Raw genomic sequence first — 15,715 nt, forward strand, 5'->3', positions numbered from 1 at the left:
GCCCCGGGCCTGGCGGGTTCAGCGGAAGACGCCGGTGTGGCCCAGGGAGTAGCGGCCGGGCTGGGGGTAGACGGCCAGGCCGTGGGGGCCGTCGCCGACGGGGATGCGGGCCAGTTGCTTGCCGGTCGTGGTGTCGATGGCGTACACCTCGGAGTCGTACCGGCCGGAGAGCCACAGGACCTTGCCGTCCGCGGAGACGCCGCCCATGTCCGGTGAGCCGCCGTCGGGCAGCCACCACTTCTTGGTGAGCTTGTTCTTCGTGAAGTCGAAGACCGAGACGGAGCCCTCCCCGCGGTTCGGGACGTACATCTCCTTGGAGTCCCGGGAGACGTACAGGCCGTGGCAGCCCTTGCCGGTGGGCAGCAGCGTCGGGGTGGTGAACTTGTCGCCGTCCAGGACCCACATGCCGTGCGCCATCATGTCGGCGATGTAGAAGGTCTTGCCGTCCGGGGAGAGCTTGACGTCCTGCGGCATGGCCCCGTTGAAGGGCAGCTTCTGCTGGCCGACGACCTTCATCTTCTGCGTGTCGACCTTCAGCAGTTCGCCGGAGAACTCGCAGGACACGATGAAGTAGCGGCCGTCCGCGGAGAAGTCGGCGTGGTTCACGCCGTAGCAGGAGACCGGCTCCGTGTGGACGCGCTTCATGGTGTGCGGGTCGCGGAAGACCAGCTCGCGGTCCAGTGAGGCCATGACGACCGCGTACTTGCCGTTCGGCGTGAAGTACAGGTTGTACGGGTCGTGGACCTCCACGTCCTTGCCGCGCTTGCCGGTCGCGGGGTCGATGGGGGTGAGGGTGTGGCCCTGGTTGTTGTTGACCCAGAGGGTCTTCAGGTCCCAGGAGGGCACGACGTGCTGCGGGTGCTTGCCGACCGGGATGGTCTCGACGACCTTGTAGGTCTTCGGGTCGATGACGGTGACGGTGTTGGACAGCGTGTTGGGCACGTAGACCCGGGACGGGAAGTCCTTGACGACCGGCGACAGCTTGTTCGGCCGGTCGGCGGCGTAGATGTCCTTGGCGTCGAGGACCGGGGGCATGCCCGGCAGTCCGGCGGGGGCGGCGGGCTTCTTCGGTACGGGGGGCGCGGCGGCCTCGGGGGCGGCCGGTTCGCTCGCCGAGCCGCAGCCCGAGGCGAGGGCGGCGAGGACGGCGGCCGCGAGCAGGATCGAGGGGCGTTTCATCATGTGCACGGTCACCTGACCATTTAAGAGCGATGCGGTACGGAACATACCGATTGACCCGTCATGTGCCGTTTTTTGGTGGCAACGCCCCCCGTCTGCCATAGTCGGCCCTGCGACCCCCATGACCCGGGCCAGGTCGTCGACAGCGCCGTCGGACACACCCCTTTCCCGTTCGGGGCGCTCATGTGCAGAAGCCCCCGTGCGGCGCCGTCACCACGGCATGCAGGGGGCTTCCGTGCGTCCGGCGCAGCGGCGGGGGCGGCCGGCGGGTGGGCGCCGGACCGGGCGGAGGGTGCGGTGGACGGGGTGCGCGGAGCGCGCGGGGCGCCACCGGACGCGGGACGCCAGCGGATACGGGACGACGGGCCCGGCGGGTGCGGCGGGAGCGGGGCTTGGTGGGCCGTGCGGTGGCTCTGGACTATCCCCGGTCGGCGACCCGCATCTCGAACCACGTGTTCTTGCCGCGGGGCAGCAGGTCCACGCCCCAGCGGTCGGAGAGCTTGTCCACCAGGAACAGGCCGCGCCCGCTGATGTCCGTCTCCCGCACCGGCATGAGGCAGGGCAGTCCGCGCGAGGGGTCGCGCACCTCGACCCGGATGCGGCCCCGGCCGCGCCGCATGCGCAGGCCGAAGACGCGGGCGCCGGTGTGGCGCACGGCGTTCCCGACGAGCTCGGAGACGAGCAGGACAGTGTCCTCGGCGATCTGCGGGCCGAGCGACCACTCCCGCAGGACGACGTGATGCACCATCCTGCGGGCCAGGGCGGCGGACTGGGGGCGGGACGGCATCTGCACTTCCTCGACCGTCGGGTCGCCGTACTGCTCCAGCGCCTTCAGCGCCTGCTCGTCATCCGCCGTGGGCATCCACCGCGCGGTGGTGGCGCTGCCGCGCTGCCATGGTTGCTCCACACCTTCCAGCCCCGCCATGCCCCCATCATGACCGTCCGGCGTGCCGCGCGGGGCGGTTCCGCGGGAATCGCCGCCGCGGGACCCGCACCCAGGGGAGGGGCGTGCAGCATATGACGGGGGCAACGGAGACCCGCTCCGCCCGTGCTGACCTGCGGTGACACACCGTTCGGCCATGATCACGGACAGATTCGGGCACACCTGGCTCAAGGCGGGCTTGAGGCCGCCTCAAACCACCCGCAGGACTGAACCGGTAACGGACCGTTTCCGCCACCCGGATCGGCCGCTTTCCGCGGCGCCGCCCCCGCCGGTGTGGTCATATGTCAAAGGAACTTCGCCTTGCCGGGGCCCTCCTCGACGAAGCTGCGCATGCCCCGCTCCCGGTCCTCGGTCGCGAACAGGCCCGCGAACCAGTTGCGTTCGATCGCCAGGCCCGTGTCGATGTCCGTCTCCAGACCCGCGTCGACCGACTCCTTGGCGGCGCGCAGGGCGAGCGCCGGCCCCTGGGCGAGCTTCGCGGCCCAGGCGTGCGCCTGCTCGTACACCTCGGCCGCCGGGACGACCCGGTCGACGAGGCCGATGGCGAGCGCCTCGTCCGCCCGGACGTGCCGCCCGGTGAAGATGAGGTCCTTGGCCTTGGACGGCCCGACGAGCCGCGCCAGCCGCTGGGTGCCGCCGGCCCCCGGGATGAGGCCGAGCAGGATCTCCGGCTGGCCCAGCTTCGCGTTGTCCGCGGCGATGCGGAAGTCGGCGCACAGCGCCAGCTCGCAGCCGCCTCCCAGGGCGTAGCCGGTGACGGCGGCGACGACCGGCTTGGGGATGCGGGCCACGGCGGTGAAGGAGTCCTGCAGGGCCTTGCCGCGCAGCACCATGGCCCGGTGGTCCATGGCCTGCATCTCCTTGATGTCCGCGCCGGCCGCGAAGACCTTCTCGCCGCCGTAGAGCACCACCGCGCGCACGTCGTCGCGGTTGGCGGCCTCCTCGGCGAGTTCCTTGAGGCGGTCCTGGGTGGCGATGTCCAGGGCGTTCATGGGGGGCCGGTCCAGGCGGACGGTGCCGACACCCGCGGAGACTTCGAGAGTGACTGTCATACGGGGCAGGTTAGCCGTCGTTAACGGCGGCCGGAGCGCGGGTGGGCCCGGTGCCGCCCGCCACGGCACCGGGCCCACCCGCGGGGCGCGCTCCTACCTGATCCACTCCGACCACGGCATGTTCCAGCCGTTGAGGCCGTTGTCCGGCTGGATCTGCTTGTCCTGGGAGTTCTTCACGACCACCACGTCGCCGATGATCGAGTTGTCGTAGAACCAGGCGGCGGGTGTGGACGGGTCGCCGGCGCCCCGGACGTCGTGCAGGCCGACGCAGCCGTGGCTCACGTTGGCCGAGCCGAACGTCGACTTCGCGGCCCAGTAGTTGCCGTGCACGAAGGTGCCCGAGGTGGACAGGCGCATCGCGTGCGGCACGTCCTTGATGTCGTACTCGCCGCCGAAGCCGACGGTGGCGCCGTTCATCCGGGTCACCTCGTACTTCTCGCTGATGACCATCTGCCCGTTGTACGTGGTGGTGGCCGGGGCGCCCGCGGTGATCGGGAGGGTCCTGAGCACCTTGCCGTCCCGGACGACGGTCATGGTCTTGGCGCTCGCGTCGACCGTGGACACCTGGCTGCGGCCGATGGTGAAGCTGACGGTCTTGCGCTGCTTGCCGTACACGCCGGGGCGGCCCTCCACCCCGTCGAGGTCCAGCGCCAGCGTCACCTTCGTGCCCGGCTTCCAGTACTCCTGGGGCCGGAAGTCGAGCCGGTCGTTGCCGAACCAGTGGCTCTCGACCGGCACGGACGGCTCGGCGGTCACCTTGATGCCGGCCTCGACGGCCTCGGGGTCGGTGATGCCGCGGGAGAACTTCAGGGACACGGGCATGCCGACGCCGACCGTGGAGCCGTCCTCGGGCGTGAACTCGCCGAAGAAGGTGTTCTGGGGCACCAGCGTCGTGAAGGAGGTGTCCTTGGCGGACTCGCGGCCGGCGGCGTCCTTGGCGACGGCGTGCACCTTGTACGTCGTCGCCGCGGCCAGGTGGCGGACCGGCTGCCAGCTCGCGCCGTCGGCGGACATCCGGCCGTCGACCTTGCCGCCCTTGGAGTCCGTCACGGTGACCGCGGTGAGCGTGCCCTTCTCCGCGGTGACCTTCAGGGCGCCGCTCGTCTCCACCCCGTCCGCGCCGTCCTTCGGGGCGACGGTGACGATGGCCTGCGACGGCGCGTTGTCGACCTGCTGCGTGTCCTTCGCCGCGGCCGCGTTGTCCGCGTCGCCGCCCGCGCCGCCGCCGCCCGAGCAGGCCGACACCAGCAGCAGCAACGTTCCTGCGGCGACGGCCAGCGCTCCCCTGGCGCTCCGGCGCCGGGCCCCGCCCCGCGCCGCCGTCCCCGATATCGGCAGCACCCTCACGATGCACCTCTCCCCTCGCCGGACCCGGCACCGCCGCGGCCCGCACCCCCGCGCGCTGCACTCCGCGCGCACCGCGTCAGGTAATCACACCGCGAGCACTGTGGTGCGCCCCGGAATGTCACCGTTGCGTCCCAATGCTTCAATAGCCAACTTTCGGGGGGCGCACCCGTCCGCCGGGGCCGCTCAGCGCAGTGCCGAACCCGCCTTCCAGGCCGTCCAGTCCAGGTTCCAGCCGCCGAGGCCGTTGTCCGGAGCGACCTTCCGGTCGCGCGAGTTGACGACCTCCACGACGTCCCCGACGAGCGTCCGGTCGAAGAACCAGCCGGCGGGGGTGTCGCCGCCGCCGCCCTTCGTGTCGCGCAGCCCGACGCAGCCGTGGCTGACGTTCGCGGAGCCGAAGACGTCGGCGGGCGTCCAGTAGTTGCCGTGCAGGAAGGTGCCGGACGCGGTCAGCCGCATGGCGTGCGGCACGTCCTTGATGTCGTACTCGCTCTTGCCCTTGGCGTCCTTGAAGCCCACGGTGGCGCCGTTCATCCGCGTCACCTCGAACAACTCGGTGACCACCATCTTCCCGTTGTACGTGGTCGTCTTCGGCGCGCCCGCCGTCACCGGCAGCGTGGCGACGAGCCGCCCGTCGCGGCGCACCTCCATGGTGTGCCTCTCCGCGTCGACGAGGGAGGTCTGCGCCCGCCCGACGGTGAACCGCACGGTCTTGTGCTGGATCCCGTACACGCCGGGCGCCGCCTCCACGTCCCGCAGCCGCAGGTCGACGGTGACGCGGGTGCCGGGCGCCCAGTAGTGCTCGGGCCGGAAGTCGAGGCGCTCGCTGCCGAACCAGTGGCCGGCGATGTCGACGGCGGGCTCCGCGGTGACGCGGATGCGCCGCTCGACGGCGGCGCGGTTCCGCACCGGCTGGTTGAACCGGAAGGAAACGATCATGCCCGTGCCGACGGTGGAGCGGTTCTCCGGGGCGAAGTAGCCGATGAAGCGGTGCTTCGGTACAAGCGTGGTGAACGTGGTGTGCCGCGCGGAGCGGCGCCCGTGCCGGTCCACGGCCACCGCGTCCACGCGGTACTTCGCGGCGAGCGCCAGCCGGGTGCCCGGCTTCGGCCGCCAGGCCAGCCCGTCGCCGGTGAGGGCGCCCGGCAGGTCGGCGGGCTCGGCGTCCTCCACCTTGCGCACCCGTACGCTCTCCAACCGCCCGTCGGGGACCCGGACCTCGACCCGGGTGCCCGGCGCCACGCCCTCCGCCCCGTCGCCCGGCGTCACCCGGATGGTGTCGGCGGCGGATCCGCCCTTGCCCCGGTCCGCGGCGGCAGGCCCGCCGTCCGCCCGCCCCCGCTCGCCCGCGGCCTCGCCGCCCGGGGCGCACCCGGCCAGACCGAGGGCCGGACCCGCGCACATCAGCGCCGCGACCAGACCGGCCCATACCCGTGTCGTCCGTGGGATTCCATGTCGTCTCACAGCCCGCCCAACGACCGCGCCCCGGGCAGGGAAACGTCTGTACGGGTCGTGTTCGGGATCGGCCATGTTGGGATCGGGACAGTTCGGGCAGAACACGGTGAGGACCGGGAGCCCCGGGGACGGGTGACCGGATCCGTCAGCCGGACGAGCCGCAGGAGGCCGGCAGGTGTCGAGCGCAGCGGAACAGAGGTCAGTCGGTGGCGCCGTGCCCGAGGGGCCCGCCACGCCCACGGCACCGCCGCATCCGGGCCCGGACGGCTTAGGCCCCGAAGCCGCCGGGAGCGCGCCCGGGCAGGAGGCCCGCCCCGACACGCGGGCGCAGTCCGCGCCGCCCGCCTGGCCGGGGACGCCCACGCCCCTCGGGGCCCGCTACCGGGTCGGGCCCGACGGGGTGGCGGGCACGAACTTCGCGTTGTGGGCGGGCGGGGCGGAAGCCGTCGAGGTGTGCCTGTTCGCCCCGGACGGCACCGAGACCCGGGTGCCGCTCGCGGAGCTCACCCACGAGATCTGGCACGGCTTCGTGCCGGGGGTGCTGCCCGGGCAGCGGTACGGGTACCGGGTGCACGGCCGGTGGGACCCGTGGACGGGCGCCCGCTGGAACCCGGCGAAGCTGCTGCTCGACCCGTACGCCCGCGCGGTGGACGGCGACTTCCGGCTGCCGCCGGAGGTGTACGGGCACGTGCGGGACTGGCCGGACCAGCGGGTGGCGGACACGGTCCGCGACGAGCGGGACTCGGCGCCGTACGTGCCGAAGGGCGTCGTCGTGCACGACCCGGACGACTGGGCCGACGACCGCCGCCCGAAGACGCCCTGGTCGGACTCGGTGATCTACGAGCTGCACGTGCGCGGCTTCACCATGCGCCACCCCGGCGTCCCGGAGGAGCTGCGGGGCACGTACGCGGGCCTGGCGCACCCGGCGGCGGTGGAGCACCTGGCGCGGCTGGGGGTGACGGCGGTCGAGCTGCTGCCGGTGCACCAGTTCGCCCACGAGGACCACCTGCTGCGGCGGGGGCTGCGCAACCACTGGGGCTACAACTCGATCGGCTACTTCGCCCCGCACGGCGCCTACAGCGCGTCGGGCACGGGCGGCGGGCAGGTCGGCGAGTTCAAGCGGATGGTGCGGGCGCTGCACGCCGCGGGCATCGAGGTCATCCTCGACGTGGTCTACAACCACACCGCCGAGGCGAACGAGATGGGCCCGACGCTGTCGCTGCGCGGCATCGACAACCGCGGCTACTACCGGCTCGCGGGCGACGCCCGCCGCTACGCCGACTACACCGGCTGCGGCAACACCCTGCACGTGGTGCAGCCGCAGGTGCTGCGGCTCATCACGGACTCGCTGCGCTACTGGGTGACCGAGATGGGCGTGGACGGGTTCCGCTTCGACCTGGCGGCGGCGCTGGCCCGCTCGATGCACGACGTGGACATGCTGTCGCCGTTCCTCGCGGTGATCGCGCAGGACCCGGTGCTGCGGCGGGTCAAGCTCATCGCGGAGCCCTGGGACGTCGGCAGCGGCGGCTACCAGGTGGGGGCGTTCCCGCCGCTGTGGACCGAGTGGAACGACCGGTACCGGGACGCGGTGCGGGACTTCTGGCGGGGCGCCCTGCCGGACGTACGGGACCTCGGCTACCGGCTGTCCGGGTCGAGCGACCTGTACGCGTGGGGCGGGCGCCGCCCGTACGCGTCGGTCAACTTCGTCACCGCGCACGACGGCTTCACGCTGCGCGACCTCGTGTCGTACGAGCACAAGCACAACGAGGCCAACGGCGAGGACAACCGGGACGGCACGAACGACAACCGCTCCTGGAACTGCGGCGTGGAGGGCGAGACGGACGACGCGGACGTCAACGCGCTGCGCCGCCGCCAGATCCGCAACCTGCTGACCACGCTGCTGCTGTCGACCGGCGTGCCGATGCTGGTCGCGGGGGACGAGCTGGGCCGCACGCAGGGCGGGAACAACAACGCGTACTGCCAGGACAACGAGATCGGCTGGGTGGACTGGTCGCTGCTGGACGAGGAGCCGTGGACGCGGCAGCTCCTGGCGCTGACCCGGCGGCTGCTGGAGCTGCGCCACGCGCACCCGGTGCTGCGGCGCCGCGCGTTCTTCTCGGGCCGCCCGCAGGGGGCGGACGGGCTGCGGGACCTGGCGTGGTTCACGGCCAAGGGCGTGGAGATGACGGAGCAGGACTGGTACGCGCCGACGTCGACCATCGCGTTCTACCTGTCGGGGAGGGACATCCCCGGGCGGGACGCGCGGGGCGGGCCGATCCGGGACGACAGCTTCCTGGTGGTGCTGCACGCGGGCCACACGGAGGTGGAGCAGCGGCTGCCGGGCCCGCCGTGGGCCGAGTCGTACGCACTGGTGGTGGACACGGCGAGGGAGGACCAGGAGGAGCCGCCGGACACGGTGCACGAAGGCGGGGAGGCGGTGAGGGTGGCGCCCAGGTCGGCCCTGCTGTGGCGGGTGCGCGGGTAGGCGCCCGTCCGCGGCGCGCGCGGGCGTGCGGGCGCGCGGGCGCGCGGGCGTGTGGGCGTGTGGGCGTGTGGGCGCCCCTTTCCCGTGGCGGGGGCGCGCCGGGAACCCAGTCCCGGGGCGGGGGCGGGCGGTCGTAGGGCCGCGGGACCAGCACGAAGGTCCCAGGGCTGTTCGGCGGAAAAGCACATGAGCGGTGTCAGTGGTGAACCGTACGCTCGGTCCTGATGTCTGCCTCTCCGTCACCAGCCGCCGCGCCCCCCGTCCCCCCGACATCCGCCCCCGCCGCCCCCGCCCCGCCGCCGAAGCGGTCGGCCGTGCGGTCGCTGCTGCGGCTGTGGCCGTACCTGCGCCCGGTGCGGGCACGGTTCTTCACGGCCGCCGCCGTCGCCGTGGTGGCGTCCTGCCTCAGCCTGGTCATTCCGCTGGTCCTGAAGTGGATGGTGGACGGGCCGGTCGCGGACCGCGACCCGGACGGGGTGTGGCTGGGCGCGCTCGCGGTGCTCGGGCTCGGGGTGGCGGAGGCGCTGCTGTTCGGGCTGCGGCGCTGGCTGGTCGCACGGCCGCTGACGGGGGTGGAGGCGGCGCTGCGCGGCGACCTCTTCCGGCGGCTGCAGCGGCTGCCGGTGGCGTTCCACGACAAGTGGCCGTCGGGGCAGCTGCTGTCCCGCGGCACCACGGACCTGTCCCTGCTGCGGATGTTCCTCGCGTTCCCGCTGACGTTCCTGTTCGTCAACGGGGTGACGGTGCTGGCGGGATTCGTGGTGCTGCTGATGCAGGACTGGACGCTGGGCCTGGTGCTGCTGGTGCCGGTCGTGCCGCTGATCGCGGGCTGCTCGTGGTTCGAGGGGCGCTACTCGCAGGTGGCGCGCCGGGCGCAGGACCAGGTGGGCGACGTGACCACCGTGGTCGAGGAGAGCGTGCTCGGCATCCGGGTGGTGAAGGGGTTCGGGCGCCACCGCAGCCAGGCGCGGGCGTTCGCGGTGACGGCGGAGCGGCTGCGCGGCACGGAACTGCACAAGGCGCGGCTGCTCGCCTCCATCTGGGCGTTCATCACCGTCGTACCGGAGCTGGCGATCGGGGCGGCGCTGGTGCTGGGCACCGTGCACGTCGCGGACGGCACCCTGTCGGCGGGGACGCTCGTGGCGTTCCTGTCCACGGCGCTCGCGCTGCGCTGGCCGGTGGAGTCCATCGGGTTCCTGCTGGCGATGAGCCAGGAGGCGGCGACGGCGACGGAGCGGTACTTCGAGGTGATGGACCAGGCCGAGGAGGAGCCCGGGCCCGCCGCCGCGGCCCCCGCTCCTGCGGACGGCCGCCGGGGCCTGGTCTTCGAGGGCGTCCGCTTCCGCTACCCGGACGCGCCCGAGGACGCGCCGCCGGTGCTGCGCGGGGTGGACCTGCACGTCCGGCCCGGCGAGACGCTGGCACTGGTCGGCGCGACCGGCTGCGGCAAGACCACGCTGACGGCGCTGGTGCCGCGGCTGCACGAGGTGACGGCGGGCCGGATCCTGCTGGACGGCGAGGACATCGCGGCCATGCCCCGGGAGCGGCTGCGGGAACTGGTGTCGGTGGCGTTCGAGGAGCCGACGCTGTTCTCGGCGAGCGTCAGGGAGAACGTGCTGATGGGCGCGGCCGCGGCGGACGCGGGCGACCGGGAGCTGCGGCGGGCGCTGGACGTCGCCCAGGCCGGGTTCGTGGCGGACCTGCCGCAGGGGCCGGACACGCAGGTGGGCGAGCAGGGCCTGAGCCTGTCGGGCGGCCAGCGGCAGCGGCTGGCGCTGGCCCGCGCGGTGGTCGGCGGCCCCCGGTTCCTGGTGCTGGACGATCCGCTGTCGGCGCTGGACGTGCACACCGAGGCGCTGGTGGAGGCGGCGCTGCGGGAGGTGCTGCGGGGCACGACGGCGCTCGTGGTGGCGCACCGGCCGTCGACGGTGCTCCTGGCCGACCGGGTGGCGCTGCTGTCCGAGGGCAGGATCGCGGCGGTGGGCACCCACCAGGAGCTGCTGCGGAGCAGTGCGGAGTACGCGTGGCTGATGTCGGGGGCGGCGAAGGACGGGACACGATGACGGTTCAGGAGAAGCACCGGCCCCAGGAGGACGACCCCGCGGGCGGCGGCGGAGGCCCCGCGGGCGACGCGCCGGGCAGCGCCGGGGACCCTGCCGCCCGCACCGGCACCGCCGCGGAGGACCGCACCGCCGCACCCGCCGAGGACCGCCCCACGGGCCCCGGAGGCCCCGGCGGGCGTGCGGCGCCCGCGGACGGGGAGGGCGACCCCTTCGACCGGGACGCGCTGCCCGCGCCGAAGGGCGCCACGGGGGCGCTGCTGCGCTCGCTGCTCGCGCCCCGGCGGGCGGGCGTGGCGGTGTCGGCGCTTCTGCTGCTGCTCCAGCAGGCGGCCGTGCAGGCGGGCCCGCTGCTGGTGGCGTACGCCATCGACCGGGCCGTACCGGCGCTGCGGCAGGGAGACCACGGCCCCGTTGCGGCCGTCGCGGCGGGGTACGCGCTGTGCGCGCTGGGCGCGGCGCTGTTCCAGTACGCCTTCACGCGGGCGTCGGCGCGGGTCAGCCAGGACGTGCTGCTCGACCTGCGGGGCCGGATCTTCCGGCACGCGCAGGCGCTCAGCGTGGACTTCCACGAGCGGTACACGTCCGGGCGGTTGATCTCCCGGTCGACGACGGACGTCGAGTCGCTGCGCGAGCTGCTGAACGAGGGCCTCCAGGAACTGGTCAACGTGTTCCTGTCGTTCGTCGCGATCTCCGTGCTCCTGCTCTGGCTCGACTGGGGCATCGGGGCGGTCGCGGTGGCGTCGTTCGTGCCGCTGTACCTGCTCGTGCGGCTCTACCAGCGCCGGGCGGCGGTGGCGTTCAGCGCCCGGTCCACGGCCATCGCGGCGGTCATCGTGAAGTTCGCCGAGACCATGAACGGCATCCGGCCGGTGCGCGCGTTCCGCCGGGAGCGCGCCAACGACGCGGTGTTCGGGCGGCTGAACGCCCACCACGAGCGGCGCAACGGCGACGCGATCCTGGAGATGGCGCGCTATGTGGTCGGTTCCCGCCTGGTGGCCAACACGGCGGTGGCCGGGATGGTGCTGTGGGGGGCCTACCGGGTCGCGGACGGCACGCTGGCGCTGGGTGTGCTGGCGGCGGCGGTGCTCTACATGCGGCGGCTGTACGACCCGATCGACCGGCTGGCGATGTTCCTGAACGCCTACCAGTCGGCGGCGGCGTCCCTGGAGAAGATCGCGGGTCTGCTGGCCCAGCGGCCCGCGGTCGCGGAACCGGCCCCGTCGGCGTCCCGCGAGCTGCCGCCGCGGCCGGCCGAGGCGCCGGGCCGCGAGGTGGTGTTCGACGGGGTGTCGTTCGCGTACCGCACGGGTGGCGAGGTGCTGCCGCGCTTCGACCTGCGGATCCCGGCCGGCCAGACGGTGGCGGTGGTGGGGACGACGGGCGCCGGGAAGTCCACGCTCGCCAAGCTGCTGGCGCGGTTCTACGACCCGACTGCGGGCCGCGTCCTGCTGGACGGCGTGGACCTGCGCGAGCTGCCCACCCCGGAGCTGCGGCGCGGCGTGGTGATGGTGACGCAGGAAGCGTTCCTCTTCTCCGGGACGGTGGCGGAGAACATCGCCCTGGGGCGCCCGGAGGCGACCCGCGAGGAGATCGAGCAGGCCGCGAAGGCCATCGGCGCCCACGACTTCATCGCGGCGCTGCCGGACGGCTACGACACGGACGTACGGAAGCGGGGCGGCCGCATCTCGGCGGGCCAGCGCCAGCTGGTGGCCTTCGCCCGCGCCCTGCTGGCGGACCCGGGCGTCCTGATCCTCGACGAGGCGACGAGCTCGCTGGACGTGCCGGGCGAGCGGGCGGTGCAGCAGGCGATGGACACGGTGCTGCACGGCCGTACGGCGGTGGTGATCGCCCACCGCCTGTCGACGGTGGAGATCGCGGACCGGGTGCTCGTGATGGAGCACGGCCGCGTGGTGGAGGACGGCGCCCCGTCCGCCCTGATCCACGGCGACGGCCGCTTCGCGGGCCTCCACCGCGCGTGGCGGGACAGCCTGGTGGGGTGACGCGGCCGACCGCGGCTGCTGCGCCGCGCGGCCGTCCGCGTACACTCCCGGCATGTCAGCCGATGAACGCGTGACCCGGGCCGCGCTGTCGCGCCGCCTCAAGCCGATCGCCGTTCCGCGTGCGCTGCCGCTGCTGCCCGGACGGGTCTGGTCGGACGCGGAGTGGGAGCGGATCAGCCTCGGCTACCGCGCGCGGGACATGGACCAGAAGTGGAACGTCTTCACCGAGGGCGATGTCGTCCACGTGCACCGGAGCTGGACCGGCTTCGGGATGTACGAGGCGACGTTCACCCCGGTCGAGGGCGGCGGCCGGAAGATCACCGCGGCCGTGGTCGAACGCGACCCCGAGCGCTATCGCAACGACGACGACGCGTACGACTGCCTCATGCTGGAGCTGGTCCTGAGCGCGATCGTGCTGGGCGAGCCGGCCGACGAACTGCGTCAGCGGCTGGTCGAGTCGGCCCGCGCGCGGGCGAAGGACCCGAACGTGTCCGGCGGCCTGGTGCAGCACAGCGTCCTGGGTCTGCGCTCCGACTCATAGCGCCGTACGCCCCTCACGTGCCGCGCGGGGCGTACATGATCAGGCCGACCCCGGCGAGGCACACCAGGGCGCCGGCCACGTCCCACCGGTCGGGGCGGAAGCCGTCCATGACCATGCCCCACGCCAGCGAGCCGGCGACGAACACCCCGCCGTAGGCGGCCAGGACGCGTCCGAAGTTCGGGTCGGACTGGAACGTGGCGACGAAGCCGTACGCCCCCAGTGCCAGCACCCCCGCCCCCATCCAGGCCCAGCCGCGTCCCTCCCGCACTCCCTGCCAGACGAGCCAGGCACCCCCGATCTCCAGCAGGGCGGCCAGGGCGAACAGGGCGGCGGAGCGTGCGACGACCACGGTGGACCTCTCTCCTCACGGTGCGGGAAGAACCCCCATCCTCACACCTGTCCCTCGTGTGCTTCGCCGAGGTGCCGCCGCAGCAGGACGTTCGCGTCCGTCGCCGCGCTGGAGTCGCACCGGAACCGCGCTTCCGCCCGCTGGGCGGCCAGCTCCAGGCACGGCAGGCAGCCGGGCACGGGCGAGGGCGGCCGCAGCGGGTCGTAGACGCACGTACCGGAATCGACCTGTCGTTCCATGAGTGCTCCGAAAGGGGATACGCGTCCCGCACATGCGGACCACGTGACTACCGTGTGTGCCACCAGCGTTGCTCAGCGCGGTGGCCCGGCTCAATGCTGAGCACGTGCCAGTGGACGACTGTCACAGGAGGGGACAGGGTGGCCCAACGCAACGCCCCGGCCGACACGGCGCCGGGCAGCTCGGCGGAGCTGTTCGGGGAAGTCCTGAAGCACTACCGGGAGGCCGCGGGTCTCACGCAGGCGGCGCTCGCACGCCAGATCCCGTGCGACCGGTCGCACGTGGCCCGCGTGGAGGCGGGAACGCGGGTGCCGCAGGACCGGTTCGCGGCGCGCTGCGACGAGTTGCTGCGCACGGGCGGAGTGCTGACGCGGATGTGGGCGAAGGTCGACTGGTATCCGAACGTCGAGCACCCGGACTGGTTCAAGCGGCGCGTCCAGATGGAGGCGCAAGCCATCGCCCTGCGCATGTACCAGACGAGTGTCGTACCGGGCCTTCTCCAGACCGAGGCCTACATGCGCGCGCTGTTCTCCCGGCACGACTCCAGTCCGGCGTGGGTCGAGGAACGCGTCAAAGCCCGCCTGAGCCGTCAGCCCAGGTTCTTCGCGCCTGACGGGCCCCTGCTCATCACCGTGCTGGACGAAAGCTGCCTGCGCACCGCCGTGGGCGACCCGTCTGTCATGCGGGCCCAATGCGCCCATCTGCTGGACGCTGCGGCGCGCCCCAACATGCGTGTCCAGATCGCCCCCTTCGCGGACCGGAACATCGACCGCCCCAACACGTCCATGACCCTGATCAAGCTGCCCGACGGCCAGGAGTGGCTGTACTCGGAGTCGCTGCTGCGGGGGTCCTTCAGCAAGGATCCGAACCTCCTGGAGCGGTTCGGCCGCACCTATGATGTGCTCCGGGCCGACGCCCTGTCGGCCCGGGAGTCTGCCGCTCTCATCAGAGACGCGATGGAAGGGTACGAGGGCCATGGACATCCAGCACCCGAGCCCGACGACGTGGGTGAAGAGCAGCCACAGCGGAACAAACGGCGGCGACTGCGTGGAAATCGCGTCCGGTGTCCCCGGCCTCGTCCCCGTCCGTGACAGCAAGGACCCCGACGGGCCCGCCCTCGCCTTCGAGCGGGGCGCGTGGGCCTCGTTCGTGGCCGCCGTGCGGGGCGGGGAACTCGCCGCGCAGCCGTGAGTCGGGGCCTCCGCTCCGCCCCCTTCCGGACGCCTGCGGTGGCCCGTTGCCCTATGCTGTCGGCCTCCGTTCCTCCCGTGCGGGCGTACGAGCAGCTGCCGGGCCCGGGGGCGGACGAACGGACCGGGGTGGAGGCGGACATGGCGCTGGAGATGCGGGACAGGTGCGAGCGGTGCGAGACGGTCGCGCTGCCGCAGGAGGCGGACGCCCGCATCTGCTCGTACGAGTGCACGTTCTGCGTGCCGTGCGGCGACGCCATGCGCGGTGTCTGCCCCAACTGCGGCGGCGAACTGGTGCCGCGCCCGCGCCGCCGCACCGGAAGCTGACGCCCTACGCCGCGGTGAACTCGTGGACGAGCTCGATGCGGCCCGCGATGTGGGCGTTGAACGCGTCCAGCTCCTCCGCCGGGACCCACAGTTCGAGGATCGTCTCGCCGCCGGCCTGCCGTACCGGGTAGCGCGACACGAACTCCGTGTCGACCTCGAAGCGGGTGACGTACCCGGCGCCGCTGTGCGGGACGTTCCAGTCGCGGGCGATGCGGATCGCGTAGTCCTCGTTGAGGACGGGGTAGAAGAGGGGCTGCTCGGGCAGGCGGGGCGGCCACGCCCGCCAGTCGGCGGCCCGGACCAGCTCCAGCTCCTCGGGGCCCGTGGGACGCCACAGCGTCGTCGTGGGCCTGGTGGTGCCGGTGGTGTCGCTGCTGGTCATGGGCAGGACCGTAGCCGTACGCGCCGGGGCTGGGCATCCCCTTTTGCGCGGCGGCAGCGGCCCGGGGCCTGCCCGCCGGGCTGAAGCCGGACGAGACCCGCCTGCCGGACAGGGCCTTCGGGCCGGGGCCGGACCGGAGGCCGCCGGGCCGCAGCGGCGCCCCGC

At 73.2% G+C, this 15,715-nt stretch carries 15 protein-coding genes; 7 read left to right on the forward strand and 8 right to left on the reverse strand.

From position 1 onward, the window contains the following. Window positions 1–18: 18 nt before the first annotated feature. From L6E17_RS06745 to L6E17_RS06765, 5 genes are all read right to left on the reverse strand, one after another. Window positions 19–1,182: a YncE family protein gene (locus tag L6E17_RS06745; RefSeq protein ID WP_236240380.1), complete on the reverse strand. Its 1,164-nt coding sequence runs from the start codon at window positions 1,180–1,182 to the stop codon at window positions 19–21. A 415-nt stretch (window positions 1,183–1,597) separates the two neighbouring features. After that, on the reverse strand, window positions 1,598–2,209 hold the full coding sequence (locus tag L6E17_RS06750) for an ATP-binding protein (protein WP_374109008.1): 612 nt from the start codon (window positions 2,207–2,209) through the stop codon (window positions 1,598–1,600). A gap of 197 nt (window positions 2,210–2,406) precedes the next feature. Continuing rightward, the gene (locus L6E17_RS06755) at window positions 2,407–3,174 is read right to left on the reverse strand and encodes an enoyl-CoA hydratase/isomerase family protein (RefSeq protein ID WP_236239861.1); all 768 of its coding nucleotides are present in this window, start codon (window positions 3,172–3,174) and stop codon (window positions 2,407–2,409) included. Window positions 3,175–3,267: 93 nt separating this feature from the next. After that, the gene (locus L6E17_RS06760; protein WP_236239862.1) at window positions 3,268–4,521 is read right to left on the reverse strand and encodes an Ig-like domain-containing protein; all 1,254 of its coding nucleotides are present in this window, start codon (window positions 4,519–4,521) and stop codon (window positions 3,268–3,270) included. Between the two features lie 183 nt (window positions 4,522–4,704). After that, the gene (locus L6E17_RS06765; RefSeq protein ID WP_236239863.1) at window positions 4,705–5,925 is read right to left on the reverse strand and encodes an Ig-like domain-containing protein; all 1,221 of its coding nucleotides are present in this window, start codon (window positions 5,923–5,925) and stop codon (window positions 4,705–4,707) included. 265 nt (window positions 5,926–6,190) lie between these two features. Between L6E17_RS06765 and glgX the strand changes: the two genes are divergently transcribed. The 4 genes from glgX (at window position 6,191) to L6E17_RS06785 (ending at window position 13,065) form a co-directional block, all read left to right on the forward strand. Beyond that, window positions 6,191–8,461 carry a glycogen debranching protein GlgX gene (gene glgX, locus L6E17_RS06770; RefSeq protein WP_236239864.1) on the forward strand — a complete coding sequence of 757 codons (2,271 nt, stop codon included), beginning with the start codon at window positions 6,191–6,193 and terminating at the stop codon, window positions 8,459–8,461. Window positions 8,462–8,685: 224 nt separating this feature from the next. Further along, window positions 8,686–10,524, forward strand: coding sequence for an ABC transporter ATP-binding protein (locus L6E17_RS06775; protein ID WP_236239865.1), 1,839 nt, complete (start codon window positions 8,686–8,688; stop codon window positions 10,522–10,524). After that, window positions 10,521–12,524: an ABC transporter ATP-binding protein gene (locus tag L6E17_RS06780; protein ID WP_236239866.1), complete on the forward strand. Its 2,004-nt coding sequence runs from the start codon at window positions 10,521–10,523 to the stop codon at window positions 12,522–12,524. The genes L6E17_RS06775 and L6E17_RS06780 overlap by 4 nt, the downstream gene beginning before the upstream one ends. A 52-nt stretch (window positions 12,525–12,576) precedes the next feature. Continuing rightward, window positions 12,577–13,065, forward strand: a complete 489-nt coding sequence (locus tag L6E17_RS06785; RefSeq protein ID WP_236239867.1) for a hypothetical protein — start codon at window positions 12,577–12,579, stop codon at window positions 13,063–13,065. A gap of 13 nt (window positions 13,066–13,078) precedes the next feature. Here L6E17_RS06785 and L6E17_RS06790 read toward each other — a convergent pair whose 3' ends face one another. Beyond that, window positions 13,079–13,414: a YnfA family protein gene (locus L6E17_RS06790; protein ID WP_071263979.1), complete on the reverse strand. Its 336-nt coding sequence runs from the start codon at window positions 13,412–13,414 to the stop codon at window positions 13,079–13,081. 41 nt (window positions 13,415–13,455) lie between these two features. After that, on the reverse strand, window positions 13,456–13,653 hold the full coding sequence (locus tag L6E17_RS06795) for a hypothetical protein (protein WP_236239868.1): 198 nt from the start codon (window positions 13,651–13,653) through the stop codon (window positions 13,456–13,458). Between the two features lie 138 nt (window positions 13,654–13,791). On the opposite strand from L6E17_RS06795, the gene L6E17_RS06800 reads away from it, so the two are divergent. From L6E17_RS06800 to L6E17_RS06810, 3 genes are all read left to right on the forward strand, one after another. Further along, a complete protein-coding gene (locus L6E17_RS06800) occupies window positions 13,792–14,742 on the forward strand; it encodes a helix-turn-helix transcriptional regulator (protein ID WP_236239869.1) in 951 nt (316 codons plus the stop codon). Further along, complete coding sequence (locus L6E17_RS06805; protein ID WP_308315837.1) at window positions 14,699–14,842, forward strand: DUF397 domain-containing protein; 144 nt, start codon at window positions 14,699–14,701, stop codon at window positions 14,840–14,842. The genes L6E17_RS06800 and L6E17_RS06805 overlap by 44 nt, the downstream gene beginning before the upstream one ends. 140 nt (window positions 14,843–14,982) lie before the next feature. Further along, entirely contained in the window at window positions 14,983–15,168 is a 186-nt protein-coding gene (locus L6E17_RS06810) for a DUF1272 domain-containing protein (RefSeq protein ID WP_236240381.1), read from the forward strand. Window positions 15,169–15,172: 4 nt separating this feature from the next. Here L6E17_RS06810 and L6E17_RS06815 read toward each other — a convergent pair whose 3' ends face one another. Then, window positions 15,173–15,550, reverse strand: coding sequence for a hypothetical protein (locus L6E17_RS06815; RefSeq protein WP_236239871.1), 378 nt, complete (start codon window positions 15,548–15,550; stop codon window positions 15,173–15,175). Window positions 15,551–15,715 lie beyond the last annotated feature (165 nt).

Origin of the sequence: Streptomyces sp. CC228A (assembly GCF_021390935.1) — a bacterium.
Taxonomy (GTDB): Bacteria; Actinomycetota; Actinomycetes; order Streptomycetales; family Streptomycetaceae; genus Streptomyces.

Bases quoted from the DNA above. Each gene is read 5' to 3' on its own strand.
- L6E17_RS06810 (WP_236240381.1), top strand. From the start codon at position 14,983: ATGGCGCTGGAGATGCGGGACAGGTGCGAGCGGTGCGAGACGGTCGCG.
- L6E17_RS06795 (WP_236239868.1), bottom strand. From the start codon at position 13,653: ATGGAACGACAGGTCGATTCCGGTACGTGCGTCTACGACCCGCTGCGG.
- L6E17_RS06815 (WP_236239871.1), bottom strand. From the start codon at position 15,550: ATGACCAGCAGCGACACCACCGGCACCACCAGGCCCACGACGACGCTG.
- L6E17_RS06755 (WP_236239861.1), bottom strand. From the start codon at position 3,174: ATGACAGTCACTCTCGAAGTCTCCGCGGGTGTCGGCACCGTCCGCCTG.
- L6E17_RS06775 (WP_236239865.1), top strand. From the start codon at position 8,686: ATGTCTGCCTCTCCGTCACCAGCCGCCGCGCCCCCCGTCCCCCCGACA.
- L6E17_RS06780 (WP_236239866.1), top strand. From the start codon at position 10,521: ATGACGGTTCAGGAGAAGCACCGGCCCCAGGAGGACGACCCCGCGGGC.
- L6E17_RS06745 (WP_236240380.1), bottom strand. From the start codon at position 1,182: ATGATGAAACGCCCCTCGATCCTGCTCGCGGCCGCCGTCCTCGCCGCC.
- L6E17_RS06765 (WP_236239863.1), bottom strand. From the start codon at position 5,925: ATGTGCGCGGGTCCGGCCCTCGGTCTGGCCGGGTGCGCCCCGGGCGGC.
- L6E17_RS06785 (WP_236239867.1), top strand. From the start codon at position 12,577: ATGTCAGCCGATGAACGCGTGACCCGGGCCGCGCTGTCGCGCCGCCTC.